Source organism: Serratia sp. BIGb0234, from assembly GCF_024809915.1.
Classification (GTDB): Bacteria; Pseudomonadota; Gammaproteobacteria; order Enterobacterales; family Enterobacteriaceae; genus Serratia; species Serratia liquefaciens.
The window spans coordinates 558,713-584,229 of record NZ_JANUEI010000002.1; the positions used below are offsets into that span (position 1 = coordinate 558,713).

The window sequence follows — 25,517 nt, forward strand, 5'->3', positions numbered from 1 at the left end:
CTGTTGGCAAAACCCTTATTCGCGCCACCCGCCGCCCAACGCACGGTAAAGATCGACGAGATTGGTCAATCGCGCCAGGCGCGTATCCACCAACACCTGCTGCGCCGCATACAGGGAACGCTGGGAATCCAGCACGGTCAGGTAGTTATCCACGCCCTGCTGAAAACGCTGCTGCGACAGGCTGTAAGCGCGTTGATTGGCCGCCACCAACTGCGTTTGCGCCCGGATTTGCTCATCCAGCGTGTCGCGACCGGCCAGCGCATCGGCGGTTTCGCGAAATCCCTGTTGTATCGCCTGCTCATAACGCGCCACCTCAATGCGTTTTTGCACCTCCGCCAGATCCAATCCCGCACGCAAAGAGCCGCCGGAGAAGATAGGCAGCGAGAGCTGCGGCACAAAACTCCAGGCACCGGAACCGGCAGAAAATAAACCGTCCAGGCCGGCGCTGGCCGTGCCGCCGAAACTGGTCAGGCTGAGGGACGGAAAGAACGCCGCCCGCGCCGCGCCGATATTGGCATTGGCGGCGCGTAGCTGATGCTCTGCCGCTCGGATATCCGGCCGCCGGGTCAGCAAATCTGCCGGCAGCCCGGCCGGAATGGTTTCCGGCAACAGATCGTCCGGCAAGGTGCTGGCCTGCGCCAGACGCGAACTCATCGCCGAGCCCAACGGCTGCCCAACCAACAGCGTCAGGGCATTGGTGTCCTGCCGAACCTGACGCCGATACTGAGCCAAATCACGCTGCGCCGTCCGTACCCCAACCTCCGCCTGGCTGCGATCCAGTTCGGTCGCCACACCGAGCTGGAAGCTTTGTTCCACCAGCCCAAAGGCCGCCTGCTGTGAGCTCAGCGTTTCCTGCGCCAGCGCCAGAAGTTCGCTATCGGCGCGTAGCGAAAGATAAGCGTTGGCGGTTTCGGCGATCAGCGCCAGTTGCGCGGCGGCCCGGGTTTCATCCTGTGCCAAATACAATTCCAACGCCTGCTGGTTGAGGCTGCGAAGCCGCCCGAACAGATCCAGCTCCCACGACAGCGCTCCCCCGACCTGATAGCTGCGCCCCACCGCAGACTGCCCGCCTGCGGACAGACTGCCCGGGGTACGCTGTACCGAACCACTGCCCTGCGCCGCCAGGGTGGGCAGCGTATCTGCCCGTTGAATGCGGTAGCTGGCGCGAGCCGCCTCCACGTTCAGCGCCGCAATGCGCAAGTCACGGTTATTCGTCAGGGCCTGCGTAATCAGCGTTTGCAGCAGCGGATCGCGGTAAAACTCACGCCAACCGATAGCCGCTGCCGTTCCGTCGACCTGCGCGACGCCATAATCCGGATAGGCTGGCGCTACCGGCGCAGCGGGGCGTTGATAGTCCGGCGTCAACGAGCAGCCCGTCAGGGTGGCAGTGGCCAGCATGATAGCCAAAAGTTTTATCATGGCTCAGCTCCCGGCGCCGGGGCAGTTATCTCCGCTTCATCCTCCGCCCGGCGGCGTTCGCTGAGCCGTTTCACCCGAAACAGCCGCAGCATGATGACGAAAAACGCCGGTACGAAGAAAATGGCCAGGAAGGTGCTGGTCAGCATGCCGCCGATTACCCCGGTGCCGATGGCATTCTGACTGCCTGAGCCCGCCCCGCTGGCAATCACCAGCGGCACCACGCCGAGAATAAACGCCAGCGAGGTCATCAGGATCGGCCGCAGCCGCTGTCTGGCGGCCTGCACCGCCGCCTCTACCGGACTGGCGCCGGCTTCGAAGTGCGCCTTGGCGAACTCCACGATCAGAATGGCATTTTTGGCCGCCAGCCCGACGGTGGTCAGCAACCCCACCTGGAAATAAACGTCGTTGGCCAGCCCACGCAGCAACGTGGCCACCACCGCGCCAATCACCCCGAGCGGCACCACCAGCATCACCGCGCTGGGCACGCTCCAGCTTTCATACAGCGCCGCCAGACACAGGAAGACCACCAGCAGTGAAATCGCATAGAGTGCCGGTGCCTGGGCGCCGGACAACCGTTCTTCAAACGACAGTCCGGTCCAGTCGTAGCCCACGCCGGGCGGCATGGTGGCGGCAATGCGTTCCATTTCCGCCATCGCGTCGCCGGAGCTGAAGCCCGCCGCCGGTTCGCCCTGCAGGTTAAACGACGGTGCGCCGTTGTACCGATTGAGTTTCTGCGCACCGTAGGTCCATTCGGCGCTGGCAAAGGCGGAGAACGGCACCATATCCCCGTTGTCGTTACGCACAAACCACTGTTCCAGATCCTGCGGCAGCATGCGTGACGAGGCATCTCCCTGCACATAAACCCGCTTCACCCGACCGCGATCGATAAAGTCGTTCACATAACCCGAGCCCCAGGCCAGCGACAGCGTGCGGTTAATCTCCGTGATCGGTACGCTGAGCGCCCGCGCCTTCTCGCGGTCGATCAGCAGTTCATACTGGGGCGCATCCTCCAGGCCGTTGGCACGCACGTTGTTCAACACCGGACTCTGCCGGGCAGCGGCAAGGAACCTGTCGCGCGCCGCCAGCAATGGCTGATGCCCAATACCGCCGCGATCCATCAGTTGGAAGTTAAAGCCCGCCACGTTGCCCAATTCACGTACGGCCGGGGGCGAAACCACAAAGATACGGGTATCGCGAAAGTCGCGTGCGAACATGGCGTTGAGGCGGGTGGCGACCGCGTCGGCCTTTTGCGAGGCGTCCGGCCGTTGGTCCCAGTCATGCAGGCGAATAAACAGGGTGCCGACGTTCTGCCCGCGACCGCCGAAGTTAAACCCGGAGATAGCGAACACCGAACGCACGCTGTCCTTCTCCATTTTCAACAGGTACTCCGTGGCACCGCGCAAGGTGGCCTGCGTCCGTTCTGCGGTGGCCCCGGCCGGTGCCTGTACCTGCGCGAACAACATGCCCTGATCTTCCTGCGGCAGGAACGAGGTCGGAATGCGGGTAAACAGCCAGCCGGTGGCAATGGCAATCACCAGATAAATCAGCATCAGCCGACGTGGGCGGCCCAGACCGCGCATTACCGAAGCCGCGTAACTGCGGTTGGCCCACTCGACGCGGCGGTTAAACCAGCCAAAGAAACCTTTGCGTGCGGCATGCTCTCCCGGCTTTACCGGCTTGAGCAGCGTAGCGCACAGCGCCGGGGTAAACACCACCGCCACCATCACCGACAGCACCATCGAGGAGACAATGGTGATGGAGAACTGCCGGTAGATCACGCCGGTTGAACCGCCAAAAAACGCCATCGGCACAAATACCGCCGACAGCACCATGGCGATGCCTATCAAGGCACCGGTGATCTGGCTCATCGATTTACGGGTTGCCTGCTTAGGTGAAAGCCCCTCCTCATGCATCAGCCGCTCGACGTTTTCCACCACCACGATGGCGTCATCCACCAGCAGGCCAATCGCCAGCACCATGCCAAACATGGTCAACGTGTTGATCGAGTAACCGAAGGCCGCCAGCACGCCAAAGGTCCCCAGCAGCACCACCGGCACCGCCAGCGTCGGGATCAGCGTGGCCCGGAAGTTCTGCAAAAACAGATACATCACCGCAAACACCAGCACAACCGCCTCCACCAGCGTACGCACCACGTTTTCGATCGACAGGCTAATGAATGGAATGGTGTCATAGGCATCCACGGCTTCCATTCCCGGTGGGAAGAAGGGTTTCAGCTCCGCCAGCGTGGCACGCACCGCCTGCGCGGTTTGCAGCGCATTGGCACCGGTTGCCAGACGCACGCCCAGCCCGACCGCCGCATTGCCGTTGTAGTAGCTATCAATCGCGTAGTTCTGCGCGCCCAGCTCAATGCGCGCCACGTCGGCCAGGCGAACCCGCGAACCGTCCGGATCGGTTTTCAGCAGGATTTGGCCGAACTCCTCCGGGGTCTGCAAGCGTGAGGGGCCAATTACCGTGGCATTCAGCTCCTGGCCGGGCAACGCCGGTTGTCCCCCCAACTGACCGGATGAAACCTCAACGTTCTGCTCCTGAATCGCATTGCTGACGTCGGTGGCGGTCAGGCTGTAGTTCACCAGCGCAGCAGGATCCAGCCAGATGCGCATCGCATAAGGCGCACCGAACAATTGGAAGTCTCCCACGCCGTTGGTGCGGCTGATCGGATCCTGTACATAGGAGGCGACGTAATCCGCCAGGTCCTGCCGGGTCATGCGACCATCCGTCGAGACAAACGCCATCACCATCATAAAGTTGGCGGTGGACTTGGTAACGCGGATCCCCTGCTGCTGTACCTCCAGCGGCAACAGCGGCTGTGCCAGCGCCAGCTTGTTTTGCACCTGTACCTGAGCGGTATCGGCATCGGTGCCCTGCGCAAAGGTCAACGCAATGCTCATGCTGCCGTCGGAATTACTTTCGGAGGAAATGTATTGCAGATTGTCGAGACCGTTCATCTGCTGTTCAATCACCTGCACCACCGTATCCTGCACCGTCTTCGCCGAGGCACCGGGATAGTTGACCTGAATGCTGACGGTGGGTGGCGCGATGCTTGGGTACTGCGCCACCGGCAGATTGGCAATCGACAGCAGGCCACACAGCATCATGATGATGGCCAGCACCCAGGCAAACACCGGGCGCTCGATAAAGAATTTAGCCATGCGCCGGCTCCTTACGAGTGCTGCTTAACAGCGTTGTGGCAGCCGGAGCCCACTCCACCGCATTGACCTGTGCGCCAGGCCTGACCTGCTGCACGCCTTCGACAATCACCCGATCGCCCGCCGCCAGCCCGGTCGACACCAGCCAACTGTCCCCCATCGCCCGTTCGGTGGTCAGTTCGCGCAGCTCAACCTTGCCCGCCTCGTTCACCACCAGGGCGGTCGCTTCACCGCGCGGGTTGCGGGTAATGCCCCGCTGCGGCACCAGCAGCCCCCCTTGCGCGGCCATGCCCTCTAACAGCCGGGCTCGCACAAACATGCCCGGCAGCAGCTTGCGTTCCGGATTGGGGAATACCGCGCGCAGCACCACCGAGCCGGTGGAACGATCCACCGTGATTTCTGAAAATTGCAATTTGCCACCGTGGACATAGCGAGAGCCGTCTTCCAGTGTCAGAGTGACCGCCGCAGACTGAGGGCCGTCGGCCTGAGCAACCGCGCCGCTTTCCAGCGCATTTCTCAACCGCAAAAGCTGGACGCTGGACTGGGTCACGTCCACATAAATCGGATCTATCTGCTGCACCGCCGCCACCGCCTCGGCCTGCTGCGCCGTCACCAGCGCCCCTTCGGTCACCAGCGAACGTCCAATAATGCCGTCGATGGGTGACAGCACCCGGGTATAAACCAGATTGATACGTGCCGTTTCCAACTGGGCCTCCGCAGACTGCACGTCGGCCACCGCCTGCTGATGAGCGGCTACGGCGTCGTCATACACCTGACGACTGATGGCCCGGCTCTCTGCCAGCGGCCGGTAACGTTGAATCAACAACGCGGCGGTACGCAGCTGTGCCCGCGCTCGCACCAAGGCCGCATTGCCGCGATCGTATTCCGCCTGAAACAGCCCCGGGTCGATTTGGTAAAGCGGTTGCTGCGCCTTGACCTGTTCCCCTTCGGTAAACAGGCGTTTTTGCACTATGCCCCCGACCTGTGGCCGCACTTCCGCATTGCGAAAGGCGGCAACCCGTCCCGGCAGTTCACTGGTCAGGGGTATAGGTTCGTTTTTCAACGTTACCACCCCGACCCGTGGCGGTGGCGGCGGTGCAGTTGGCGGCGTATCGCGAGCGGCCACCACCAGCCACAAAGAGAGCGAAGTAGCGGCCACCACCACGCCGACAGCAAGAGAGGCGATTTTGAGGCTCATGAGTCCGTATCCTTTTAGATGCTGGGTCAAGGGTTGCGCGGCGCGCCACAAAGCGGCCAAAGGTTACTGTACGAGCGGCAAACTGACCTCAACGTGACCCGCAGATAACATTCGTGTCAGTTAACGCGTTTTTTATCCGGCGGCGGCGTTAGCTGACAAAAATGTCAGCCAGCCGTCAGCTTCACGACCGCATGGCTGTCATAAACTCATCACTGAACATGATGTCTTGTGGCAAGGTGGCGGGTTTCATGATTAATTAATCATCAGGTGATAATGACGGGAGTGGCCATGCGATTACTGTTGGTTGAGGACGAAGAAAAAACCTCGTCCTACGTTAACCGCGCACTGAGCGAACTGGGCTACACCGTAGACGTCGCCGGCGATGGCATTGAGGGCTTGCACCTGGCGGTGCAGCAGGACTATGACGCGGTGATCCTGGATGTGATGCTGCCGGGCAAAGACGGCTATGCGGTATTGGAGGGCCTGCGCGCCAGCAAACAGACGCCGGTGTTGATGCTGTCTGCCCGCGGTTCGGTAGACGAACGCGTCAAGGGCCTGCGCCACGGCGCGGATGATTATCTGCCCAAGCCGTTCTCGCTGATCGAACTGGTCGCCCGCATCCAGGCGTTATTGCGCCGCCGCACCAGCGACGGCATTGACGTCACCCAACTGCAAATCGACGATCTGCACGTGGATCTGCTGGCGCGGCGAGTGACCCGCGGCGGGGAGCGTATCGATCTGACCGCCAAAGAATTTGCCCTGCTCAGCCTGTTGGCTCGCCATCAGGGGGAGATACTGTCCAAAATGATGATCGCCGAACAGGTTTGGGACATGAACTTCGACAGCGACGCCAACGTGGTTGAAGTGGCGATTAAGCGCCTGCGCGCCAAAATCGACTCCCCCTATCCGCAAAAGCTGCTGCACACGGTGCGAGGCATGGGCTACGTGCTGGAAAATCGTCCGCTGCATCGCGATGCGCCACGGATAATCGCCTGATGAAAATTTCCATTTCCAGCCGGATGGCATTGATGTTCGCGCTGACCATGGCGCTGATCATGCTGGTGCTGGCGCTGTTTCTGCGCAGTTCGCTGCTGACCTCATTGCAAAACCAGATGCACAACGAGCTGCACTTTCGCCATTCGCTGGTCTCCCCCTTTATCGAAGCCAAAGGGACCGCTCGCGACTGGCCAATGGTGCAACAAAAGCTCAATACCCTGTCCAACAGCGAAGGCAGCCAGGTGAAATACTGGGTGATCAGCGAGGATCCGCGTTACCGCTTCGGCGGTGCTCCCCCGCCGGGAACCCACTGGTCAAAACTGGCGGACGGTTTCGCCACTGCCGCCAATCCTGACGGCGATTGCCCGCTGTATATGCTGATCGCAACGCTGCCGCCGCTGGGCGCTCGCCCAGAGGTGCGCTATGTGGTGGCGATTGATTCTGCCCCCTATATGGGCACGCTGAGGGAGTTCACCCAGGCGCTGGTGGTGATTTCGCTGCTGGGGATTGGGCTGGCGGCCCTGCTGGGCTATGCCATATCGCGCTTCGGTATGCGACCGGTGCTCAATCTCAGTGAACAGGCGCACCGCTTGGTGCCCGGCACTACCGGCCAGCGGCTGGACAGCGCCACCTTACCGGCCGAGCTGCGCAACCTGGCGGAGTCTTTCAATGGCGTGCTGGCGCGCCAGGAAGTGGCCTGGCGGCAGTTGGAGAGCTTTAACGCCGACGTGGCGCATGAGCTGCGCACCCCGCTCACCAATCTGATTGGTCAAACCCAGTTGGCGCTGGCTCGCGAACGCAGCGTACAGGAACTGGAAGAACTGCTGCAGTCGAACCTGGAAGAGCTGGAACGCATGACCTCGATCGTCAACGACATGCTGTTCCTGTCCCACGCTCAGGCCGGACAATACGCTACCCAACTGAGCGAAGTGTCGCTGCGGGAAGAATCTCTGAAAACGGCGGAATACGTCGAACCTTCGTTTATGGAAAACGATTTGACCATTGAGATTTCCGGAGAGGTGCGGGCGCAGGTTGACCGGCGGCTGTTCCATCGTGCGCTGGCTAACCTGCTTGAAAACAGTGCGCGCCACGCCGTCGCGGGCAGCGCCGTTTCGGTACTGCTGCAGGAGCAGCGGGGATTTGCCGTCGTCGCCGTTGCCAACCAGGGCGAAACCATCGCCCCCGAGCACCTGAGCCGGCTGTTTGAACGCTTCTACCGCGTCGACTCTTCGCGCGTTCGCAGTGACATGCACCACGGTCTGGGGCTGTCCATCGTCCGCGCTATTGCGCTGATGCACCAGGGGGAAGCCTTCGTCCACAGTCTCGACGGCGTCAACACCTTCGGTTTCTCGCTGGCGCTATCGCGGCCAGAGGAAAACCCGACGCCACCGGCGCCAAAACCGCTGCCGGCGGCTCCCGCCATCGCCGAGATTAAGCGGGAAAGCCTGTCGTGATTTATTGTACCAACGCCAACACGCGTTTTTCCTGACTGCGGCTGGCGGCGATCGACAGCAGGATCTCTTTCACCACCAACGCCGGCGCCGACAGGGAGTGCTGTGCGGAAATGCACAGCGACAGCGGCACGCTAAGCGACGGAGCATTGATTCGAGCCATCCAGGCCTTGGCCGGGCCAATCATCGCCCGCGCCACCGACTCGGGTAAAATGGTGGCCCCCAGGCCGCTGGCGATGGCCGCGCTCAAGGTGCTGGAGGACTCGATTTCACCAATCACATTGGCGGCCAGCTTGCGCACCGCCATGGCTTCATCAACCTGGGTGCGTACCACATCACCTTCGCGCGGCAGGAACAGATTCAGGCGCGCAACGTCCAGCAGATCAACGCTGTTACCCGGGTTCGGCACCGCACGCGTCGCCACCAGATAGAGATCTTCTCGCATCAGCGCGGTGGCCTGAAGGCCCGCAGGCATTTTGGCACCGTAGATCACCGCCATATCCAGACTTTGACCGGCAACCTGTCCGGCGAGCGTAGAGCCGATGTTCTCATTCAAACTGAGTAAGATACCCGGATGCTGATCGCGTACCGCCTGCAACAGCGGCAGCGCCAACTGTGATGCCAGGCTACCCGGCGCCAGCCCGACGGATACCTGACCGCTCATCGCCTGTCCGGCGCTGTTGACCGCGCTCTGCGCCTGTTCACACTGGCGCAAAATGGTCTGGGCATGGGCATACAGGATGTTTCCGGCCTCGGTCGGCATCACGCCGCGCTTGGTGCGGATCAGCAGTTGCTGTTTCAGCTCCCCTTCCAGGGTGGCCAACTGCTGGCTGAGCGCCGGCTGCGCGATATGCAGCACCTCCGCCGCCTGGGTTAGGCTGCCGATATCGACGATTTTCACAAAATACTTCAGACGTCTGAAATTCATATTGCCTCCGTCATGCCGCTGAACTGCGTTGACAGAACGGCAGCAAGATCCGGGCCAGACCGACGAAATAAGAGAAGCCGTTAACTAATCGCCGGAAAAATAAGAAAAAATGATGCTGGTGCTCAATAACCCCCCTGCGATGGACGACCCAGAACGGAGAAGGTTTGCACCAGCGTGAAGCACGCGGAGTGCAGCCCATGGCCGCTCCTGAACCATTGCGCAGCAGAGCATCAATAAAAGCCATAAAAAGCAGCAGGTTGAATAATCTTGCAGCAAACGAAACGGCAAGGCGTTTTCAGGCTTTACAAGCCCGCATCACCCCGCTATTATTCGCCCCGTTCACACGATTCCTCTGTAGTTCAGTCGGTAGAACGGCGGACTGTTAATCCGTATGTCACTGGTTCGAGTCCAGTCAGAGGAGCCATATTAAAGACGCCCGCTTAAGGAAACTTAAGCGGGCGTTTTGCTTTTGGTTTTCTATTTAATTAAAAGCTTCAGCTCAGAATAGCTTCCAGGCTGCCCAGCACCTCGTTCATGATACTGTCAGGTACACGTTCCAGTCGTTTGCCGCTACGAGCCCCCAGGTCAATGGTTCTGGGCTATGTGCGATTTTTAGTCAGATTCCTATGGCATTTGCCTTAACGTAACGAGGCGTACGATAGCAATTATTCTTACGGTTCAAATGATTATGACAATCAGATAAACAAAATGCGGCGCAGATTCCGGATCATGCTGCGCCGGGAATATCTCAGCGATAACGCGAAGGCCTGATTTGCTCTGGTGCGATACCGAGCGCTTCGGCAATCAGCACCCTCACCTCGCCTTTATCCCCTTTCCATTGGCCTGTTCAGTTGCCCGTTTCTGCCCGCAGGATGCCGCTGCGGATCGTTAAGCCCAGGGGGTTGGCAACTCTGCCGATACCCGCCGCTGTCAGATCATGAAGATAGCTCATGTGGTAATGAAATTTAGTCGCTTTCACTCATCCGATGGCTCTGGCATAAAATATGCAACATTAACTTATTGACAACATGAAGACTGATGAGTGAACAAACCAGTAACTTCTACGAAATCAAGAAGCCAATTCAGTTTTCATCTCAGAACTTAGGGTGCAACATCGCGATGAGCAGAGACTTTACATTTACGATTAAGCGCAGCCTTTTCGATGAGGATTATAACCCCTCTGAGAATACGCGTATTACCACCAATTTTGCCAATTTGGCCAGAGGGAAAAATCGCCGGGAGAATCTGCGCAACACATTGGTAATGATTGATAATCGTTTCAATACGTTAGCGCATTGGGACAACCCAAAAGGCGATCGTTACTCTGTCGAGCTTGAAATTATTTCTGTCGAGATGAGTGTTGAAGGCAATGGCAATACCTTCCCAGTGATTGAAATATTAAAAACCAACATTATTGATAAAAAAACTCACCAGCGGATTGAAGGCATTGTCGGGAATAATTTCTCTTCTTATGTGCGAGATTATGACTTCAGTGTATTGCTGCTGGAACACAACAAAAACCAACCTGGGTTTAGCATACCAGATGATTTTGGCGACCTGCACGGCAACATATTTAAGTATTTCGTCAACTCAATGGAGTACAAACAGAATTTTAAAAAGTCACCGGTAATCTGCTTAAGCGTCTCAAGTAAAGACACTTATCAGCGGACGGGTAACCAGCATCCTGTATTGGGCATAGAATATCAGCAAAACGACTCATCTTTGACTGAGAAGTATTTCGAAAAAATGGGATTACAGGTTCGCTACTTTATGCCGAAAAATAGCGTTGCGCCTTTGGCCTTTTATTTCTCCGGCGATTTGTTGAGTGATTACACTGATATTGAGCTTATCAGTACCATCAGCACGATGGAGACTTTCCAAAAAATTTATCGGCCTGAGATTTACAATGCGAACTCTGCCGCAGGGCAATATTATCAGCCAAGCCTGAATCAGCAGGATCATTCATTGACGAAAATTGTTTATGACCGAGAAGAACGCAGCCAGTTGGCTATTGAGCAGGGGAAATTTACTGAAGAGCATTTCATCAAACCCTACAAGAATATTCTTGAGCAATGGTCTGCTCACTACGCTCTTTAATTAATCGAAAATAAAAGGTCATTTATTGTGAAAATTTTGCTCCCAACTTCTACTGCCGGCAGTTTGCCGAAACCTTCCTGGCTTGCACAACCAGAGACACTTTGGTCACCGTGGAAACTGCAAAATGAGGAATTAATTGAGGGAAAACAAGATGCCCTGCGCTTGTCCCTGGAAGATCAACTGCGTGCAGGCATTGATATTGTCAGCGATGGCGAGCAAACGCGCCAACACTTTGTCACTACGTTTATCGAACACCTGAGCGGCGTTGATTTCGAGAAGCGTGAGGTGGTTAAAATCCGTAATCGCTACGATGCGAGCGTACCAACCGTGGTTGGCGCTGTGGCGCGTCAAAAACCCGTTTTTGTGGAAGATGCCAAGTTTTTACGTCAGCTGACCAAGCAACCCATCAAATGGGCCCTGCCAGGCCCGATGACCATGATCGATACGCTTTATGATAACCACTATAAGAGCCGCGAAAAACTGGCCTGGGAATTTGCCAAGATCCTCAATCAGGAAGCCAAAGAATTAGAGGCTGCGGGCGTCGATATTATCCAGTTTGATGAACCCGCCTTTAACGTTTTTTTTGATGAGGTGAATGATTGGGGGATCGCCGCTCTGGAAAGAGCCATTGAAGGGCTTAAATGTGAAACAGCGGTACATATCTGCTACGGCTATGGCATCAAGGCCAATACGGATTGGAAGAAGACGCTGGGATCAGAGTGGAGACAATACGAAGAAGCGTTCCCCAAACTGCAAACTTCGAATATCGATATCATCTCGCTGGAATGTCATAACTCGCATGTTCCTATGGATCTGCTTGAACTGATCCGCGGTAAAAAAGTGATGGTCGGGGCCATTGACGTGGCGACCAACAGCATAGAAACCCCGGAGGAAGTGGCCAATACATTGCGCAAAGCCCTTCAGTTTGTCGATGCCGACAAACTCTACCCTTCGACCAACTGCGGCATGGCGCCTTTATCGCGTCGGGTAGCCACAGGCAAACTCAATGCCTTAAGCGCAGGTGCAGAGATCATCCGCAGAGAGCTTTCAGCAAAGTAACTTCGCCCAATATCCTGCTTTCGGCGGATAAATGTGCGAAGTGGTAAACCCTATTTGAGCCCGCTCAGGGAAACTTGAGCGGGCTTCTCGCATTTTTATCCGCCAACGTTGCTACGCGTTGCATCAGTTTGCGCAGTGCTGCGCCTTTTAGTCTTTTCTCCACGCGACACACGTTCATCACTTAACTTCACCCTCACTATCGCCAGTAGAGTAAGTGCTATGAAATTTTTCAGACACCTTGTGCGTACGCCAAATTTCGTACAATATACGGAGATAAGATGGGGTTCAGGGACGTAAAAAAGCTCGCTATACGCTGTCTTCAGCAAGGCGCGTATGACCATGAGGTACGTGGCAACATCGATGTCAAGAATCTGTTCGCCACTGGTCAGGTTGATAAAAACGAGGTAATCGAACTTATCAGGAAAACTTCCGGAGACGCATATCAGTGCCGTCCACATCATCAGGATGCAGATACTGACGTTCACATTCTTCAACCCTGGAAGTCCGGTTGCTGCTGGTACGTAAAATTTTATTTTATGGAACCCGACGTCATCTTTATCAGCGTGCACCAATAAATCGACAAGGAGTTCAAAGTGAAAATTGTTAAAGAAGGCGATACGCGTGCCGTTCTGTGTCACCACTGCGGGAAATCTATCGCGACTTATCGTTTACGCGATGTGGACTTCAGCGATCGGCGTGGCACGGTAAAGAATATTCTGGCCGCGGTCTGTAACCAGTGCGACTCCGTGGTCAGTGTCCCTGCTCAATCCACACCGCAAATTAAAAGCGAGTTTGAACAAAGCAAGTCGGCGCTGGAAGTCCGGGTTCCGGCGCACTATCTCGATATTCTTAACGTCGCCACGCAGAAAATAGATGCTTCACTGGGCGAAGATTTTCATAAGACGCTGATCCTGTATTACCTTCATGCGCTGACCACCGGCTACTATCATCAGGAAGGACTGAAAGCGCTGTTAGGCAGCGAGCTGGCAAATGCCAAGGCATCCAAACGGCTGTCAATGAAAGTCACTAAAAAACAGCTGGCTGAAGTCAATAGCCTAATGGAACAACAGAACCTGATGCGAAGCTCCGACGTGGTCAAAGCGGTGATCCTGAAAGTTTGTCAGGATATCGTGCAGGAGAAAAACCTGGGCGTGTTGCCGGAATTGCGCAACCTCGCCGCCGCCATTTCCTGAGAATTTTTCTGTCGCTGAAGTGCCTAACGAACCTCAGGCGCGCTCGGTCATGCTGCCATCTGGCCCCAGATTGTCAGTCAGGATCTTCAATAACGCGCGAACTTTCGGCAGCGCCTGCCGGCTCTTGAGCCAGGCCAGATTAATCGGTAATCCATCGGTTGCCAGATGAGGCAATACCTCCACCAGCGAACCCTCTGCAAGCTGCCGTTTCACCAACCAGGTAGGCAACTGCGCTATGCCGTGCCCGGCCAAAACGGCGGTAAGCTGCCCTTCTGCATCGCCGATAGCCACCCGCGCCGGTAACACCCTTTTCTCGCTGTTATTCGCCTGCACGCCGGCAAAATGCCAGGGGGTGAGCATACCGTTGCCTTCGCCGTAAACCACGCAGCTGTGATTATCCAAATCCTGTTCGTTGTTCGGCACGCCGCGCTTTTTCACATAGGCCGGTGAAGCGCAAAAAATATGCCGCTGCGCCCCCAGATAACAGTGTCCTAAAGTATTCGGCCAAATATCCGCGCCGCCGATACGCACAATAATATCGATCCCCTCTATCGCAGGATCGACAAAGCGGTCGGAAAACGAAATATGCGGCATTAACAGCGGATGATGCTCAATCAGCTTGAGGATCACCGGTAAAGCATGCAGACGACCATAGGCGGCAGGAAGATCGATACGCACCCTTCCCCGTGGCTCGGCATTTTCAGCCTGCATGGCAAGCTCCGCCTCTTCCAGCTCGCCCAATACGCTGGTGCAGGTGCGGTAAAAGGTTTCCCCCGCGTCGGTCAGTGAGAGGCGCCGCGTGGTCCGGTTAAACAAGCGAACCTGCAGCCGGCTTTCGAGACGGGCAATGCCTTTGCTGATGGCGGAACCGGTCAAGTTCAGACGTTCTGCGGCGGCCGTAAAGCTGCCCAGATCGGCTACGCAGACAAACAGATCGATACCTTTGAGTCGTTCGGAAGAAAACATAGTCCGTCACCATTAATGAATTTAATTCCATAAACTCGGTAATTTATAGCCTAAATAGGAAATTTATTCCCCGTAAACTCGATCTGGTAATACATCCTCAGGGCCAGGCCCGATTCAACCACAGACCATGACAAGAGTTTATTGATGAGCATAAACAAACCAAGGGTGCTGATTACCGGCGCCACCGGCCAGATAGGCGGCGATACTTTGCGTAACCTGCAGGCAGACACCACCATTGCCCTGGTGGCGGCGGTACGCTCCCCGAAAAAAGCCGAGCCTTTTACCGCTCAGGGCATCAGCACCGTTATTATGGATTTTGATCAAGAAGAAACGCTGGCGCCGGCGCTGCAGGGTATTGACCGCACCTTTCTGGCGACCGGCTATACCGTCGACATGCTGCGCCAGAGCAAGGTGTTTCTCGATAAGGCGAAACAGGCCGGGGTGCAGCATATTGTGCACCTCGGTGCCTGCGGCCGCGACGACACCACCATTGCTCACTGGGCCTGGCATCAATTGATCGAACGTTATATTGAGGCATTGGGTTTCAGCTTTACGCATTTGCGGCCGGAGTGCTTTATGCAAAATCTGATCGGCTACGGTGGCATTCCCGCGGTGGTCAACGGCGTCATTCAGCAATACACCGGTGATGCTCCCTTCAGTTGGGTTGACGGCGAAGACGTCGCGCTGGCGGCAGCCTGTTCACTGCTGCACCCTGAACAGCATGCGGGCAAAACCTATCGACTGGGTTATGACGCCAAATCCTATGGCGAGATTGCGGCCATGTTGACGGAAATACTGGGCCAGCCATTTCGCTATGAAGCGCTCGATTACCGGATTTTCCTGGAGAACATGCGGCAATCTGGCGCCGAGATGGCTTATATGAACTGCGTTGGCGACAATCTGCGCCGCATTGCCGAACGCGATATTCCCGGCGTTGAAGAAACCTTTGACAACTTCCCGACAATTGCCGGCAAAGAGCCGGTTCGTTGGCCAGAGTTTATCCGCAAACACCGGGCCGCTTTCGCCTATTAATTCCTTTTTTATCTGGCCCGTTTGGGGAAAACCAGGCGGGCTTTAGCTTTACATCTGCCCTGCGCCACTTAGGCTCACCATCAGAAAAATTTTTTAAATATAAATTTATCAATCAGATAAAAACACACCCCGCCCGAAACGACATTGTGGAGATATTGTGAATTTGCACTTTCCTTACAATAAATGAGAATAGTTATCGTTATCATAATTATTCAATAATATTTGCACATACTTTCAGGGATAAGATGCATGATTTACACACACTCTTTCAAATTGAAACCAGGCGCGATTTTGCTGGCGGGATTAATTAGCGGGAGCGGCTATGCTGCCGATGATTTGGCAGCGGAAAGTGAGGAAATGGTAGTTTTGGCGCCGGCGGAAGAACAATTAAAACAGCAGCCTGGCGTTTCCATTATTACCGCCGAGGACATCGCCAAGGATCCGCCGGTCAACGATTTATCCGACATCATCCGCAAAATGCCCGGCGTGAACCTGACCGGCAACAGCGCCAGCGGCAGCCGTGGCAATAACCGTCAGATCGATATACGCGGCATGGGGCCGGAAAACACGCTGATTTTAATCGACGGCGTCCCCACCACGTCGCGCAATTCGGTTCGCTACAGCTGGCGCGGCGAAAGGGACACCCGCGGCGATACCAACTGGGTGCCGGCGGAAATGGTTGAGCGCATCGAAGTGCTGCGTGGGCCTGCGGCGGCGCGTTACGGTTCCGGTGCCGCCGGCGGTGTGATTAATATCATCACCAAACGCCCCACCAATGACTGGCATGGCAGCCTGTCGCTGTTTACCAATCAGCCTGAAAACGACAAGGAAGGCGCAACGAAACGCACCAACTTTAGCCTCAGCGGCCCGTTGGCCGGCGACGCGCTCACCATGCGCCTGTACGGCAACTTTAACAAGACCGACGCCGATGCGGCGGATATCAACACCGCGCAAAACGGTTCCTATGCTGCCGGTAGCGAAGGCGTACGCAACAAAGACGTCAACGCCCTGTTCTCGTGGAAAATGACCCCGACGCAGATCCTCGATTTTGAGCTGGGCTATAGCCGCCAAGGCAATATCTACGCCGGCGATACCCAGTACAGCAACGGTAATCTCAGCCCGAACGATCTGGTTTCGTCGCTGTACGGACAAGAAACCAACCGCCTGTATCGCCAGACTTACGGCATCACCCATAACGGCATCTGGGATTGGGGCCAGTCACGCGTCGGCGTTTACTACGAAAAAACCAACAATACCCGTCTTCAGGAAGGCTCTACCGGGCGTGTCGAAGGGATGATCAACAGCGACCAATTCAACACCAGTCGGCTGAAAAATGTCAGAACCACCGGTGAAGTGACGCTGCCGCTCAACCTGTGGTTCGAACAAACCATGACCCTGGGGGCCGAGTGGAACCGTGAGCAGCTCGACGATCCGGCCTCTATGCAGGTCACCGATGCCAGCGGCGTCACCATCGGCGATATCTCCGGCGATCCTTCCGGACGCAGCGCCAAAAACAGCGCAGAACTCAGCGCCCTGTACTTCGAAGATAATATCGAAGTCTTGCCCGGCACCCTGCTGATCCCCGGCATGCGTTTTGATTATCACAGCAAATTCGGCAGCAACTGGAGCCCAAGCCTGAATGCCTCGCAGGAACTTGGCGACCATTTCAAACTGAAAGCCGGGATCGCCCGCGTCTTTAAAGCCCCAAACCTGTATCAGTCCAGCGAAGGCTACCTGCTGGCCACCCGCGGCAACGGCTGCCCGGACAACATTGCCACGGGGAGCTGCTACCTGATGGGCAATGCCGACTTGGATCCGGAAGTCAGCATCAACAAAGAAGTCGGCCTGGAGTTCACCTATGAAGGGTTCAACGCCGGTATTACCTATTTCCGTAACGATTATAAAAATAAAATCGTTTCCGGGACCGATCTGGTGGGCTACGCCTCTAACGGCTACAACATTCTGCGTTGGGAAAATGGCGGCAAGGCGGTGGTGGAAGGGCTAGAAGGCAACCTGGTGATCCCGGTAGTGAAAGATCGGCTGAACTGGCGTACCAACGCCACCTATATGATCACATCGGAAAATAAGGATACCGGGAACCCGCTTTCCGTGATCCCGAAATACACCGTTAACACCATGCTGGATTATCAGGTAACCGACAAACTCTCGACCAACCTCACCTGGACATTCTATGGTCGTCAGAAACCCCGCGAATATGCCGAGATCCGTAATGAAGTCGGTTCGCTGGCGACCAATGAAGTGGGAGCTTACACCGTGGCTGCGATTGGCGTGAATTACGATCTGACCAAGGATCTGCGCCTGAATGCCGGTATCAGTAACCTGTTCGATAAACAGCTATACCGCGAGAACCAAGGGGCATCAACTTACAACGAACCTGGGCGCGCGTATTATGCCGGTATGACCCTGTCATTCTGATCGAATAAATAAGCAGGCCCGTTCGGGGAAAACCGGGCGGGCTTGGAATAAGCCATCAACGAAAACGCCCAACAAACCTTAGTTTGCTGGACGTTGATCAAAACACATTTATCGAAAGTTTTGTAGATTATTTGACACCATACTTTTATAGATTACGATTGCAAAATTTCCTAAGTTACAGTGTCAATTTTATGCTCTTTTTCTAAGCCTTAACTGCGATGTCAATAGCTTCTTTGATCGATTCTAGCAACTCTTTTTTGCCATTAAGCGCTATAACCTTTCTGTATACAGGATGTTCCCAATCGCTTTCGAATATGACATTAACACTTAAATTATTAAGCCCCTCATGAAATGACACGTCCACTGAGTAATTATTTTTATACTCCACCAATAATAAATCTTCATCGATATAGTCTACTGAATCATCAAGGTCCGTTATAAATAATGTATCATCAGTTACCACGCCACCTTTGAAATCGATTTCCTTACGGTCGATGCTCATTTTATGTACCCCTTAGCCTTTTGTTCCGAAATTGGATGAGAGTGAATAACCCCCTGAGACTCCTTAACAACAACCCATTGAGTTTCTTTTCCCGCATAAGCACCAATTACATGATCATATTGTTTAACCTTCCATGTTGAGTGTTTTTCAGTTACTTGACCATTTTCCCATGCATCGATATCAATTTCAGAAATATTAACCTCTGGTTTAAATTTAGCACTCCCTCCATTACCTGTTGTTTTTATTACATCTTTCCAAGGTACACCTTTGGGTGGATAATGCTTATGCTTATGAGTAACTGATTTGGGGGGGCTGCTCAGCACCACATAAATTGCTTCTACACCTGTCCCCGATGCATCCGGCTGCCAGTAAATGAAATCTTGCAACGGCGGGATGTCACTCGCCGGAAAGGTGGTTGTGACGATACTGTCCGCCTGTTTTATCTCCGTGCCGGTATGGACCGGTGTCACCGGCACCGGCGCGGTGTTACCGGTATGGGGTGGGGCCGTGGGTCCAACTGGCACCGGATTGACCAGGATGGTTCGCGATGGAGCCCCATTCACCGCTGGCAAGGTTATCTTGTCCAATCCAGTTTTCTCATCACGTACTGGTCGATACACAGGCACACTGGCAGAAACGCCGGCGGCTCCTGTTTTTACCAACGTCACCTCTTGCTGACCAGTGTTGCCTGAGGTGATAAAGCCGCGCACCGGCAAATCGACTGAGGTCATCTCAGGGGTAATACTGACCTTTCCTGCGGCAAAGAGTTGAGCCTGAGCAGCGAACATTTCAATGTCGCGACCGAAAACTCTGTCACTACCTTCCCCGGCTTTCCTCGGCCAGAAGCCAACCACAAAAGCACCAACAGTTGGACCTATCGTGCTGACTGTTGCTATTCGAGAAACTTCAACCACCCCCCTCCATAGGGCACTTGACACCCAGCCTGCCAATTCACTGGCGGCCACCATGACGCTGTTGGCCACCGTAGACAACTGTACCAAACCGCCGGCACGGTTAAGCACGATTGCCCCTGCTGCAGCCAATGCCGCATTGGCGGCTTTCAACTTTTCAGGTGTATAAACCGGTGTGTCCAAAATGCCCGCCTTGGCAAACAACGCTTTCCTTGCCTCTTCGGCTTTGCGGGCTTCCTCGACCTTGCGAGCGTCCTCGACCTTGCGAGCTTCCTCGACCTTGCGGGCCTCTTCAGCCTTCACTCTGGCTTCAGATTCAGTCCTATTTTTTATATCAGCCAGGGCATTTTTCTTGGCAGCTACATCACCCGTAATGATTTTTACCCGGTCAAGATATGCGACGAGTTTATTTTTCTCCTCAATCTCCGCGCTAATTCTAGGGGGTACGGTTTCATTCCATAATTTGATGAACCCTGGCCCTGCTACTGATATCGCCACATCAATCATGCCAGCAGGCTTGTCGATAAAATTCGCGAGCTTATTGTTATTCATAAAATCCCGGAAGGTGACCTCTGTTTCCTGCACCTTGTCGTTAACTATCTGCTCTTCCTCATTTTTTAAATCGATATTCGCCTGTAATGACTTAATCGATTCCTGCAATGCATTGGCTGCCGCATTGAATTCAGGCTGATTAATAAGTCCGGTATTTATTAAATCAGTCAACAACGCATTAGCCTCGTCCCAGATTTGCTCTGCATTTTGCGGATAAGCATTCCTGGCATCGTCCAGAAATTGATTTATTTTCGTCTGACTTTCGCTGAGTTCGGATAACCCGGAGAAAGCTACCTTTTTCGGATCATACGCTGGGCTCCCGCCACCAGGCCGAACCCCGCCCATTCCCGGCCAGGGAACGTAAACGGGTAAGGGTGCTCCGGTGTTAGTTCCACTATCTATAACTGGTGGGGGATTAGCAGTCACGGTGAGTATTTCTTCTGGCATAAATAACCTCCATATTAGCAATGACTAACTTCGTCAAATTGTATTTACATACAGTTCATATTTATGGATAGGAGACCGACCCAGAACAAGGGGACGTGCTACTGAAACGCGCAGATAAAGGTTCTCCATATGTAAGTCCCGTAACTGTTGCTCAAGAATTGCGAAATGTTGACTTGACGTCTTCTAAAGCGGCTAATCGCGTCTCAAATACTTCACGTTCAGCCTCTCGAAGTGAGCGTTCTTCTTTTAGCGCCTCAACCAGCAGTGCCACTACGCCGTTAATATTGATGCTGCGGGCATCTTTCAGCACGCTGCCATCATTCAGTTTCATTTCGCTTTGTGTGACGGACTGCGGCAAGACGTTTTCTATTTCTTGGGCAATCACTCCGGCTTCCGGCACGCCTTGTTTGAAATAGGTATAACCACCGATGCTGGCCAGCTTGTCCAGGGGGCTGTCAATTTTTGCGATAGCGGTTTTCATGCGGATGTCGGAACTGATGTTCCACCCGCCACCGGTGACGGCATAGCCATCTTCTTTGAAAACGAACCAGCTATTTTTGTTTCCGTCACTCACGTTTATCACCAGCTCGTTGTAACTCACATGGTCGTGATGATAAATTTTTACGTGTTTATTACCTGAATTTTGTAAGTACAGCCCATTTGTAATGGATTCTCTCGATTTATCGGCATTCTCAGGTGAGCTTGCAGTAAACCAACCTTGAGCGTTACGTTTGGTCAGTTGACCTACTGACAGCTCGGCGTTGGCTCTGATCCGAAGTTCATTCCAATTCCCCTGCCTATCGCGGTAAGAGAGCAGCCCATAATCCTCTTTGCCGGCGATAACTCGTGAATTCATCCGCATTGTGGTGGTGACATTACCGCTGGTGAAATCGGTATGTACGGCGGCCGCATCATAGACCTGTCCGTTAATAAGCGGAGAAGGACCGGTGGTCGCAGTGGAGATACCCGCATTATGCGAGACCATCGCTCCGCCGGAGATATCTACGCCGTTACGTAAAGCAACCCGCCCGGAAGCGAGATTGAATGAGAAGGGTCGCAGGGTATTCCACTGCCCGTCCAGAGCCTGTCCACCTGGCGTGGTCAATGCATAGAAGTCCTTGCCATCGTTACGCAGCATCACTCCGGTGTTACCATTAGCCAGTCGGAAGCCGTTGGCTGATTTGGAGACGATTTCGTCGTCGCTGATGATGCGTTTGCGTAGCGTGGTCAACGATTTCAGTTCGGTAATGTCATCATTGGTACCGTTGAATACTTGAGCGCTTTTCTTTTGTTCAGCCATGATAATCTCCTCTTTTAACATCCTTTCTGACAGTTAAATGGCATCAGGTCACTTCCGAGCTGCAGGCAAAAAAGCATGAGCCGCGCATCTAAATGTGTCCAAAGCCGATAAACACACACAATACTGTATGCATAACCAGTATATTGAGCGTATCAGAAGACAATATCAAATGATAATTATTATCAATTGATGTGTGATATCGGAAACAACAAAGGGGAATCGGCTCTCATTTAATGTGAACACGGTTAGGCAATGACTGCGGGTAGGTCCATTTATGATGGTGAGAGACTACACCTACAGCAAATCTCTCTTTGAGAAGTCAAGAAAGGAGAAGTGACGACAGCTAATGATGAGTGATGACTTATTCATTTATCTTTAATTGGCTATTTAAATTAACAGGGTAACGGCTTTTGCTGTTTCGCTGCTCTCGCCAACACTGGAGTTGATCACCAGCGTAATCAGCACCGTCGACACGCTCTCTGTAATGCGCACCATCAACAGGTTCTGAATGACCAGGCTGACCCCGGCCGCAACCAGCAGCAATAGCATGATATTCATAGAGATCTCGGTTTTCGCTGTGCCATTAGCGCTTTGGTGGGGCGCTGGCGTCGTCGAGCTTCAGCTGCAGGAAGGTCAAATCCAGCCATTTGCCAAACTTGGCACCCACTTCGCTCATGCGACCTACCATTTCGAAGCCCAGATTAATGTGCAATTGCACAGACGCGTGGTTGCCGGACTCAATGCCCGCCACCATCACGTGTTTGCCGATCGCCCGCGCCTGCTCAATCAGCGCAATCAACAGCGTTTTACCTACCCCGCCGCCGCGGCTGTCTCGCCGAACATACACCGAATGCTCGACGGTGTGTCGATAGCCGTCCCACGCCCGCCAATCGCCAAATGAGGCATAGCCCATTACCTCACCCGCTGCGTCAATCGCCACCAGCACCGGGTAGCCCATCCCCTGCCGTTCTGTTATCCACGCGGCGCGGTTTGCCTCGTCGACGCTAAGTTCATTCCAGATTGCCGTGGTGTTCAGCACGGCGTCGTTATAGATAGCGGCAATGCCTGCGCTATCGGTTATAGTCGCGTTACGGATAAGCATGTTGACCTCTTGGTTGACCGTCTACTATCATACTATGATATGGATAATAAATTAGACAACCTAAATCAGCGCATCGGCGCGAGGATCCGCATCGAACGTGAGGCGCGCCATTGGTCGCTGTCCGATCTGGCGGAACGGGCCGGCGTTTCACGCGCGATGGTGCACAAAATTGAACGCGGCGACAGTAGCCCAACGGCGATGTTGCTGGGGCGGCTTTCCGGAGCATTCGGTCTGAGCATGTCCAAACTGATCGCCCGGGCGGAAACGCAGGAAGGCCGGCTGATGCGTAAGCAGGACCAACCGCTGTGGGTCGATCCCGACAGCGGCTACGTGCGTCGCCATGTGTCGCCGCAGTCGGATATGCCGCTCGATCTGGTGCGCATTGAACTGCCCGCCGGGGCCGCGATCCCCATGCCGGCTTCGGCCTATGCCTTTATGCGGCAATTGATCTGGGTTTTGTCCGGCTCGCTGGTGTTTCAGGAAGGCGAAACCCGCCATGAAATGGACCAGGGCGATTGCCTGGAACTTGGCCCACCGACCGACTGCGTGTTCAAGAATGAAAGCGCTGAACTCTGCATCTATTTGGTGGTGGTGATGAACAAGGCCTGAGTCGCTCAGGCCAAAGCGTGGCGGTGCTTAAGGTTATCCTTCCCGGTTGTACCCCGCGCAGAAAAACTTTTCGGCCAGGCGGTTGCTGCCGCCGGTGAAGAACTCACTCATCATCTCGCCGTTAAGATCGTAAGCCCGGCAGAGCAAGCCGGCCTCGAACGCAGCCTGATTTTCGTCACCCAGGCTTTCCGCCAGGTGGTGCGCATAGCCCAATACAAAGCCACGTTTGTATTCACAACAGAAACGGGACAGTTGCGCAGCAGGCTTGGCGTCCCGCGCGGCTAACCCGGCCATCAGCCCCTTACCGAAGTGATTGTCCATGTACCCTCCCCTAATTTTCAACAATCGCTATATAAAATATTATATAGCGATCATCGCACTCATGGACATACTCACAAAGTTTTACCTCATCTACGCAAGGCAATAAAAAAGCCCGCAGAGGGAACCCTGCGGGCCGGATCAGTCTCAGAAAAAGCGATTACAGGGTAAAGTTCAGCCCTTCCACCACCGTCTGCTCCAGCGGCAAACGCCCTGAAGGGATCTCTTTTTGCTGCAGGAATTCAGGCAGCAGGGATTTGTCGCCCGCCTTGCCGATCGCCACCATGCCATGCACCTGATAGTTATCCGGCAGGTTGAGCGCAGCCTTGATTTTATCGTGGTGAACGCCACCCATGCAGTGGGTCAGCCAGCCTTTCAGATGCGCCTGCAGCGCCAGATTGGCCCAGGCAGCACCGGTATCAAAGGAATGGCTTGGGTTATCCACTTCCTTCTCGCCGTTCAGGCTGGTCGTTTTCGAAATGATCACCACCAGCGCCGAAGCGTGCTGCGCCCAGCCGCGGTTGAATTCAATCAGGAAGTCCAGGTAGCTGTCCCAACTGGCCGAACCGTGCTTGCTATAAGCGAAGCGCCACGGCTGGATGTTATACGCCGAAGGCGACCAGCGTGCCGCTTCGAAGAAGCTCAACAGGGTCGTATCGTCGATAGGATCATTCGCCAGCGCGCGCGGCGACCAGCGTTCAATAAACTGCGCATCAATCGGGTGATCGGAAACTCTTGGCTGGCTCATGGACATCTCTCTCATGGGAATGGAATACCAAATTTATCCAATATTCCCATGCCGCACGCCAGAAAAACTTTTATTTTGTGCTGTTCATCAGCCGCCAAGTTCCTGCTGTAGCCAGTCGAGGAATGCCCGTACCGGCGGGTGCCGTTCACGCCCGGGTACACACAACGCGGTGTAGGCCGATCCCGGCACGCGAATATCCGGCCGATAGGGTACCAGCAAGCCATTACGCACCTGATCGGACACCATTACCGAGCTCGCCAGCACCAACCCCTGCCCGGCTACCGCCGCTTGCAGCGCATAATGCTCTTCGTCATAGGCCCGCAGCGTCGTGTGGCGCTGCCACCAATCGACCCCGGCAGCCAGGCACCAATCGCGCCAGCGGGTTTCGTAGAGGGTGGAATCCCGCCAGCGCACGGTGATCAAGGTTGGCGCAGGTTGCTCCGCCGCACAAAACCCCGGGGCGCCGTAAACGCCAAAACTCTCTTCCAGCCGCGCCGCCTGATACAACTGCGGGTAGTTTGCGCTGCTGTAACGAATAGCAATGTCTACGCTGGCGTCCTGCTGCAGATCAATCACCTCAGCGCAGGCCTCCAGGCGTACCAAATAGTGCGGATAGGCCTGATAAAAACGCCCCAGGCGCGGTACCAACCACAACGCCGCGAAGGAATGGGTAACGGAAACGCACAGCGACCCCGCGCTCGGCGTCGGTCGCAGAGCATCCAGCACCGTTGCCACGTCGAGCAATGCGCCGTGCACTCCGGCGAACAAACGTTCGCCCTTTGGCGTCAACCGCACGCCCCGCGGTATCCGATCGAATAATGCAAAACCCAGCTGCTGCTCAAGCGCTTTTATCTGATGCGATACCGCCGTCGGCGTCACCGCCAACTCCAAAGCCGCCTGTTTAAAACTACGCAGCCGGGCGGCGGATTCAAAGGTGCGCAATGCGGTAACCGGCAGCGAGGCAAACATGGTCAGGGCTCCCTACAGATGAATTGAACTCATCCTGAAAGAATAGCCGTCATTTGTCACTACAGCTTTACTCACCCTAAATTGATTCTCGTGTTCTACACCCCCATCAATGGAGAA

21 protein-coding genes, 1 tRNA gene and 1 pseudogene are annotated in these 25,517 nt (G+C 54.9%); 9 read left to right on the plus strand and 14 right to left on the minus strand.

The features are described 5' to 3' along the window. Positions 1-15: 15 nt before the first annotated feature. Genes M2407_RS09675 through M2407_RS09685 form a run of 3 tightly spaced genes read right to left on the minus strand, consistent with a single transcriptional unit; the run spans position 16 to position 5,784 of the window. On the minus strand, positions 16-1,419 hold the full coding sequence (locus M2407_RS09675; RefSeq protein ID WP_259217804.1) for an efflux transporter outer membrane subunit: 1,404 nt from the start codon (positions 1,417-1,419) through the stop codon (positions 16-18). Further along, entirely contained in the window at positions 1,416-4,589 is a 3,174-nt protein-coding gene (locus M2407_RS09680) for an efflux RND transporter permease subunit (protein ID WP_259217805.1), read from the minus strand. Before M2407_RS09680 ends, M2407_RS09675 begins: the two co-directional genes overlap by 4 nt. Beyond that, positions 4,582-5,784 (minus strand): efflux RND transporter periplasmic adaptor subunit, encoded by a 1,203-nt coding sequence (locus tag M2407_RS09685; protein WP_142814927.1) that lies wholly within the window; start codon positions 5,782-5,784, stop codon positions 4,582-4,584. Before M2407_RS09685 ends, M2407_RS09680 begins: the two co-directional genes overlap by 8 nt. 288 nt (positions 5,785-6,072) lie before the next feature. On the opposite strand from M2407_RS09685, the gene M2407_RS09690 reads away from it, so the two are divergent. After that, positions 6,073-6,780: a heavy metal response regulator transcription factor gene (locus tag M2407_RS09690; RefSeq protein WP_020827675.1), complete on the plus strand. Its 708-nt coding sequence runs from the start codon at positions 6,073-6,075 to the stop codon at positions 6,778-6,780. Beyond that, complete coding sequence (locus M2407_RS09695) at positions 6,777-8,234, plus strand: heavy metal sensor histidine kinase (protein ID WP_048762598.1); 1,458 nt, start codon at positions 6,777-6,779, stop codon at positions 8,232-8,234. Before M2407_RS09690 ends, M2407_RS09695 begins: the two co-directional genes overlap by 4 nt. A gap of 1 nt (position 8,235) precedes the next feature. Here the strand turns inward: M2407_RS09695 and nac are convergent, their stop codons facing one another. Then, positions 8,236-9,159, minus strand: coding sequence for a nitrogen assimilation transcriptional regulator NAC (nac, locus tag M2407_RS09700; RefSeq protein WP_020827677.1), 924 nt, complete (start codon positions 9,157-9,159; stop codon positions 8,236-8,238). Between the two features lie 348 nt (positions 9,160-9,507). Between nac and M2407_RS09705 the strand changes: the two genes are divergently transcribed. Then, a tRNA-Asn gene (locus M2407_RS09705) sits at positions 9,508-9,583 on the plus strand. A gap of 70 nt (positions 9,584-9,653) precedes the next feature. Here the strand turns inward: M2407_RS09705 and M2407_RS09710 are convergent. Further along, positions 9,654-9,758: pseudogene (locus M2407_RS09710) on the minus strand (type II toxin-antitoxin system PemK/MazF family toxin); the annotation flags it as partial. Between the two features lie 520 nt (positions 9,759-10,278). Here M2407_RS09710 and M2407_RS09715 point away from each other — a divergent pair. The 3 genes from M2407_RS09715 to M2407_RS09725 all read left to right on the plus strand — a co-directional run bounded on the left by M2407_RS09715 (position 10,279) and on the right by M2407_RS09725 (position 13,508). Next, the gene (locus M2407_RS09715) at positions 10,279-11,256 is read left to right on the plus strand and encodes a DUF1852 domain-containing protein (RefSeq protein ID WP_259218363.1); all 978 of its coding nucleotides are present in this window, start codon (positions 10,279-10,281) and stop codon (positions 11,254-11,256) included. A 27-nt stretch (positions 11,257-11,283) separates the two neighbouring features. Next, on the plus strand, positions 11,284-12,315 hold the full coding sequence (locus M2407_RS09720) for a methionine synthase (RefSeq protein ID WP_041414744.1): 1,032 nt from the start codon (positions 11,284-11,286) through the stop codon (positions 12,313-12,315). A 593-nt stretch (positions 12,316-12,908) separates the two neighbouring features. Then, positions 12,909-13,508, plus strand: a complete 600-nt coding sequence (locus M2407_RS09725; RefSeq protein WP_130016407.1) for a hypothetical protein — start codon at positions 12,909-12,911, stop codon at positions 13,506-13,508. 33 nt (positions 13,509-13,541) lie between these two features. Here the strand turns inward: M2407_RS09725 and M2407_RS09730 are convergent, their stop codons facing one another. Continuing rightward, positions 13,542-14,474, minus strand: coding sequence for a LysR family transcriptional regulator (locus M2407_RS09730; protein ID WP_128865675.1), 933 nt, complete (start codon positions 14,472-14,474; stop codon positions 13,542-13,544). 144 nt (positions 14,475-14,618) lie between these two features. Here M2407_RS09730 and M2407_RS09735 point away from each other — a divergent pair, with 144 nt between their 5' ends. Continuing rightward, positions 14,619-15,506, plus strand: a complete 888-nt coding sequence (locus M2407_RS09735; protein WP_259217810.1) for an SDR family oxidoreductase — start codon at positions 14,619-14,621, stop codon at positions 15,504-15,506. A gap of 249 nt (positions 15,507-15,755) precedes the next feature. Further along, the gene (locus tag M2407_RS09740) at positions 15,756-17,942 is read left to right on the plus strand and encodes a TonB-dependent siderophore receptor (protein WP_130016409.1); all 2,187 of its coding nucleotides are present in this window, start codon (positions 15,756-15,758) and stop codon (positions 17,940-17,942) included. Between the two features lie 202 nt (positions 17,943-18,144). On the opposite strand, the gene M2407_RS09745 is transcribed toward M2407_RS09740, so the two are convergent. From M2407_RS09745 to M2407_RS09765, 5 genes are all read right to left on the minus strand, one after another. Continuing rightward, a complete protein-coding gene (locus M2407_RS09745) occupies positions 18,145-18,444 on the minus strand; it encodes a hypothetical protein (RefSeq protein ID WP_130016410.1) in 300 nt (99 codons plus the stop codon). After that, complete coding sequence (locus M2407_RS09750; protein WP_259217815.1) at positions 18,441-20,354, minus strand: S-type pyocin domain-containing protein; 1,914 nt, start codon at positions 20,352-20,354, stop codon at positions 18,441-18,443. Before M2407_RS09750 ends, M2407_RS09745 begins: the two co-directional genes overlap by 4 nt. A gap of 151 nt (positions 20,355-20,505) precedes the next feature. Then, the gene (locus tag M2407_RS09755) at positions 20,506-21,654 is read right to left on the minus strand and encodes a tail fiber domain-containing protein (protein WP_259217816.1); all 1,149 of its coding nucleotides are present in this window, start codon (positions 21,652-21,654) and stop codon (positions 20,506-20,508) included. A gap of 387 nt (positions 21,655-22,041) precedes the next feature. Beyond that, on the minus strand, positions 22,042-22,212 hold the full coding sequence (locus M2407_RS09760) for a hypothetical protein (RefSeq protein WP_232807845.1): 171 nt from the start codon (positions 22,210-22,212) through the stop codon (positions 22,042-22,044). Between the two features lie 25 nt (positions 22,213-22,237). Beyond that, the gene (locus tag M2407_RS09765; RefSeq protein ID WP_048762556.1) at positions 22,238-22,756 is read right to left on the minus strand and encodes a GNAT family N-acetyltransferase; all 519 of its coding nucleotides are present in this window, start codon (positions 22,754-22,756) and stop codon (positions 22,238-22,240) included. A 39-nt stretch (positions 22,757-22,795) separates the two neighbouring features. On the opposite strand from M2407_RS09765, the gene M2407_RS09770 reads away from it, so the two are divergent. Further along, the gene (locus tag M2407_RS09770; RefSeq protein WP_116690177.1) at positions 22,796-23,365 is read left to right on the plus strand and encodes an XRE family transcriptional regulator; all 570 of its coding nucleotides are present in this window, start codon (positions 22,796-22,798) and stop codon (positions 23,363-23,365) included. Positions 23,366-23,398: 33 nt separating this feature from the next. Here M2407_RS09770 and M2407_RS09775 read toward each other — a convergent pair whose 3' ends face one another. From M2407_RS09775 to M2407_RS09785, 3 genes are all read right to left on the minus strand, one after another. Then, on the minus strand, positions 23,399-23,686 hold the full coding sequence (locus M2407_RS09775) for a DUF2623 domain-containing protein (RefSeq protein ID WP_259217821.1): 288 nt from the start codon (positions 23,684-23,686) through the stop codon (positions 23,399-23,401). Positions 23,687-23,843: 157 nt separating this feature from the next. Then, positions 23,844-24,431 (minus strand): nitroreductase family protein, encoded by a 588-nt coding sequence (locus M2407_RS09780; protein ID WP_020827689.1) that lies wholly within the window; start codon positions 24,429-24,431, stop codon positions 23,844-23,846. A gap of 87 nt (positions 24,432-24,518) precedes the next feature. Further along, complete coding sequence (locus M2407_RS09785) at positions 24,519-25,400, minus strand: LysR substrate-binding domain-containing protein (RefSeq protein ID WP_048762554.1); 882 nt, start codon at positions 25,398-25,400, stop codon at positions 24,519-24,521. Between the last annotated feature and the right edge of the window lie 117 nt (positions 25,401-25,517).

Coding starts and splice junctions, on each gene's coding strand:
- M2407_RS09675 (WP_259217804.1), bottom strand. CDS start 1,419: ATGATAAAACTTTTGGCTATCATGCTGGCCACTGCCACCCTGACGGGC.
- M2407_RS09680 (WP_259217805.1), bottom strand. CDS start 4,589: ATGGCTAAATTCTTTATCGAGCGCCCGGTGTTTGCCTGGGTGCTGGCC.
- M2407_RS09685 (WP_142814927.1), bottom strand. CDS start 5,784: ATGAGCCTCAAAATCGCCTCTCTTGCTGTCGGCGTGGTGGTGGCCGCT.
- M2407_RS09690 (WP_020827675.1), top strand. CDS start 6,073: ATGCGATTACTGTTGGTTGAGGACGAAGAAAAAACCTCGTCCTACGTT.
- nac (WP_020827677.1), bottom strand. CDS start 9,159: ATGAATTTCAGACGTCTGAAGTATTTTGTGAAAATCGTCGATATCGGC.
- M2407_RS09715 (WP_259218363.1), top strand. CDS start 10,279: ATGAGCAGAGACTTTACATTTACGATTAAGCGCAGCCTTTTCGATGAG.
- M2407_RS09730 (WP_128865675.1), bottom strand. CDS start 14,474: ATGTTTTCTTCCGAACGACTCAAAGGTATCGATCTGTTTGTCTGCGTA.
- M2407_RS09735 (WP_259217810.1), top strand. CDS start 14,619: ATGAGCATAAACAAACCAAGGGTGCTGATTACCGGCGCCACCGGCCAG.
- M2407_RS09740 (WP_130016409.1), top strand. CDS start 15,756: ATGATTTACACACACTCTTTCAAATTGAAACCAGGCGCGATTTTGCTG.
- M2407_RS09745 (WP_130016410.1), bottom strand. CDS start 18,444: ATGAGCATCGACCGTAAGGAAATCGATTTCAAAGGTGGCGTGGTAACT.
- M2407_RS09750 (WP_259217815.1), bottom strand. CDS start 20,354: ATGCCAGAAGAAATACTCACCGTGACTGCTAATCCCCCACCAGTTATA.
- M2407_RS09755 (WP_259217816.1), bottom strand. CDS start 21,654: ATGGCTGAACAAAAGAAAAGCGCTCAAGTATTCAACGGTACCAATGAT.
- M2407_RS09760 (WP_232807845.1), bottom strand. CDS start 22,212: ATGAATATCATGCTATTGCTGCTGGTTGCGGCCGGGGTCAGCCTGGTC.
- M2407_RS09765 (WP_048762556.1), bottom strand. CDS start 22,756: ATGCTTATCCGTAACGCGACTATAACCGATAGCGCAGGCATTGCCGCT.
- M2407_RS09770 (WP_116690177.1), top strand. CDS start 22,796: ATGGATAATAAATTAGACAACCTAAATCAGCGCATCGGCGCGAGGATC.
- M2407_RS09775 (WP_259217821.1), bottom strand. CDS start 23,686: ATGGACAATCACTTCGGTAAGGGGCTGATGGCCGGGTTAGCCGCGCGG.
- M2407_RS09780 (WP_020827689.1), bottom strand. CDS start 24,431: ATGAGCCAGCCAAGAGTTTCCGATCACCCGATTGATGCGCAGTTTATT.
- M2407_RS09785 (WP_048762554.1), bottom strand. CDS start 25,400: ATGTTTGCCTCGCTGCCGGTTACCGCATTGCGCACCTTTGAATCCGCC.